Consider the following 3,003-nt stretch of genomic DNA (forward strand, 5'->3'; position numbering starts at 1 on the left):
CCCCCCCCCCCCCCCCCCCCCCCCCCCCCCCCCCCCCCCCCCCCCCCCCCCCCCCCCCCCCCCCCCCCCCCCCCCCCCCCCCCCCCCCCCCCCCCCCCCCCCCCCCCCCGCAAAGGGGACCAAACCGTTACACGCTCAAGACCTTACTGGCCTCGGTAAACAGCTTTGCAAACCCGGAGATGGAGGTGATGGCCGCCCGCTCCAGCTGGCGGTCGATGAGCTTGTCATACTCCACGGTGACCTCGCCCCCCACGATCTGCTCCAGGGCGTAGTTCTTGTCCAGGCCGATGAGGGTCCCGGCAGGCACGGCGCCGGTGCGCAGCAGATTGGCCCCCAGGGGGGTGGTCAGCTTGCCGGTGCCCTGGAAATTGAGGCCCGTCAGGGGGTTCTGGAACTCGCTGAGCTTCAGCAGCTTCAGCATCATGTCGCCGCTGACCAGAATGGTGTTCATGGTGTAGGGGTCGAACTGGCTCCAGAAGTCCAGCAGGGCGTCGTAGGTCAGGGTCCCGGCGGTGCCGGAGATGGGAGATGTGCCCACCTGGAAGGCCGCGGCGGGATTGTTGTTGCCGTCGCCGTTTCGGATGACGCCGATGGCGTCCTCCAGGTGCATCCGCCCGATGGACGCGCCGATCTGGCGCAGGGTGACGGAGAACAGGTCCAGCCGCTGGAACCGGATGGCCTCGTAGGAGGCCACCAGCATACGGCCCCGCTTGTGGAGGCGCACCAGGTTCTCCTGGGTGCGGATGGAGGTGGCGGGGATCTTCGCGCCCTCCTCCACCCGCTTCAGCTCCCGCTCGTCCTCCGTGGGCACGGAGGCGATGGAGCGGTAGTCCATGCCGTCGAAGCGGGTGACGGTGGCGGTGATGGCGGGGAGGATGCTGCCCTCCTCCATGCCCTGGCGTACCACCCGGGACACGAACTCCGGGAACAGCACGGCGGAGTCGCCGGTGTGGAAGAACTTCTCCACCATGTCGCTGCCAGCGCCCTTGACGCGGATGTCAAAGCGCTTCAGCTGGCGCTGGAAGGCGTCCATGCCCTCCAGGGGCGTGCCGCGGTAGCTGTCGCTGGGGTCCAACTCCTCCAGGGTCTGGGAGAAGGAGCGGCCGCTGCGGCCGTACATGCCCTTCTCCAGCTTGATGTTTTCAAAATGATAGGCCATCTGTCAGATTCCTCCCTCTCAAAGTACGAACGTGACGGTCTTGGCAGCGGTGTCCACGTCCACCACCAGATATGCGCGGCCGGCGCTGTCGGCCTTGACGCCGCCGTCGCCGTCGGACGACAGGGCGCACCAGCCGATGGCGGGGGCGGCGGAGCCGGAGTATCCGGCGGTGACCATGCCCCCCAGGGCCACGGTGCAGGCGTCGCCGGTGCGGGCCACGGACAGCACCTGTCCGCAGAACGGGTCGCCGGCGGAGCAGGCGCCCACGGTGCCGTTGGCGGTGAGCTTCACCAGTTCGCCCTCCGCCGCGCCGTCGCAGGCGAAGGTGGCGGCCCACTGGCCGATTCCCTCAAAGGATAGCTTCATGTGATGTACCTCCTGCAAAATTTCTCCCGGTCCCCGGCGCCGTGCCGGGGATGTACGGGCTGGGATACGCTGTCATTGCCGCCCCGGACGGTCACACCAGAAAGGCGCTCTCGCTGTCCGTTCCGGCGGCCCGGACAGCCGTCCGCAGCTGGGGCGGGGCGGGGAAGCGTCTGGCGATCTTCGCCTCGCAGCTTTTCCGGAGGGCCAGCAGCTCCGGCTCCTCCAGTCTTTCCGCCACGGCGGACAACGTCCCGCCGTCGGCGCTGTCGTCGGCCAGCATGGCCAGACGCACCACCTCCCGGCGGAGGGACGCAAGATACTTCCGGCCCAGCCGGGCCTGTTCCCTGAGAAGCCTCAGCTCCCCGGGATCGGCGTCGCCGCCGTAGGTCTTCTTCAGCACCCCGGCGGCCCGCTGGGCGGGGACGGCCACGAAGGACCACTCGTAGGCGTCGGTGGGGCCGCGCAGCTCGGCGTAGCACAGCTTCCCGCCGTACTCCCGGCCCTTGACGTGCTCACAGGTGCCGCTGTCGGCCCCGCAGACGGAGCAGACGCTGCGGCCCACGCTGCACCCAACGGACACCTCTTTTTTGATGCCGCCCTCGATGTCGGCGATGAGGTCCTGATTTTTTTCGGTGCGCAGCAGGTAGGCCCAGGCCTTGAGATAGCAGTAGCCGTCCCCGGCCAGGGTCTTCCGCTCCGGCTCATGGACCAGCTCCGTGCGGTAGATGCGGGCGGTCTGGCCCTCCGCTGACCACTGGTGGTCGAAGATGCCGGTCCTGCCCACGAACAGGTCCCCCAGGACGCTGAGGGCCTCCTCATCGAACCGTTCGAAGTCCCGGTCCACCTCGTTGTCGCACAGACGCAGGGCGAAGGTGTAGACCTGCTGGGCGGTGAGCGGCGTTTTGGCGAAGGAATTGATCCGCTCCAGATCCTCCGCCTCCACGGCGCAGGGCGACGCGCCGCCCTGCTGTTTTCGGATGTCCATAGAAACGCTCCTTTCTTTGCCGGGGAAGCCCCGGCGGCTTTGCGGCTCCGCCGCGGGGGCGAAACACTTTTTCCCGTCAGGACGGGGGTGCCGGGGAAGCCCGGCAGCTTCAAAACCCCCTTTCTCTTTTTCCGTGGAAAAAGAGAAAGCGCTTTTTGATGGTGTCAAGAGAAAAAGGCTTGGCGGCGGCATTCCGGACTTCGTCCGGAACGCTCGCAGCGCCTTGTACGGGGGTTTTGGCCCGGCGCTGGTCGTCAGCTTGGACCATTCATCCACATATGGCAGTTGCGAAAGCTGGGGTCCCGCCCGGATGCCCCGCCGTTCTCTTTTCGCTGCCGCACCTTGGCTGTTGGGGATAGCTGGGCACCTTCCTACTGAAAGTCAGGTGGTTGCGGGGGATGCCCCCCTTTCGCAAAAGGGGGGCGGGCACGGCCTTTTGGCCGTGGCTGGGGGGTTCCCTGCTCCCGTCCCCCAGGGAGGGTGTTTCCAAAGA

3 protein-coding genes are annotated in these 3,003 nt (G+C 67.6%); all 3 read right to left on the reverse strand.

From position 1 onward, the window contains the following. Window positions 1-127: 127 nt before the first annotated feature. The 3 genes from ACTNBU_RS12415 to ACTNBU_RS12425 all read right to left on the reverse strand — a co-directional run bounded on the left by ACTNBU_RS12415 (window position 128) and on the right by ACTNBU_RS12425 (window position 2,510). On the reverse strand, window positions 128-1,159 hold the full coding sequence (locus ACTNBU_RS12415) for a phage major capsid protein (protein WP_441034395.1): 1,032 nt from the start codon (window positions 1,157-1,159) through the stop codon (window positions 128-130). An 18-nt stretch (window positions 1,160-1,177) separates the two neighbouring features. Continuing rightward, window positions 1,178-1,525: a hypothetical protein gene (locus tag ACTNBU_RS12420; protein ID WP_441034397.1), complete on the reverse strand. Its 348-nt coding sequence runs from the start codon at window positions 1,523-1,525 to the stop codon at window positions 1,178-1,180. A 91-nt stretch (window positions 1,526-1,616) separates the two neighbouring features. Beyond that, on the reverse strand, window positions 1,617-2,510 hold the full coding sequence (locus ACTNBU_RS12425) for a hypothetical protein (RefSeq protein WP_441034398.1): 894 nt from the start codon (window positions 2,508-2,510) through the stop codon (window positions 1,617-1,619). Window positions 2,511-3,003 lie beyond the last annotated feature (493 nt).

Origin of the sequence: Dysosmobacter sp. HCP28S3_G4 (assembly GCF_052065175.1) — a bacterium.
GTDB lineage: Bacteria > Bacillota > Clostridia > Oscillospirales > Oscillospiraceae > Oscillibacter.

Coding starts and splice junctions, on each gene's coding strand:
- ACTNBU_RS12415 (WP_441034395.1), bottom strand. CDS start 1,159: ATGGCCTATCATTTTGAAAACATCAAGCTGGAGAAGGGCATGTACGGC.
- ACTNBU_RS12420 (WP_441034397.1), bottom strand. CDS start 1,525: ATGAAGCTATCCTTTGAGGGAATCGGCCAGTGGGCCGCCACCTTCGCC.
- ACTNBU_RS12425 (WP_441034398.1), bottom strand. CDS start 2,510: ATGGACATCCGAAAACAGCAGGGCGGCGCGTCGCCCTGCGCCGTGGAG.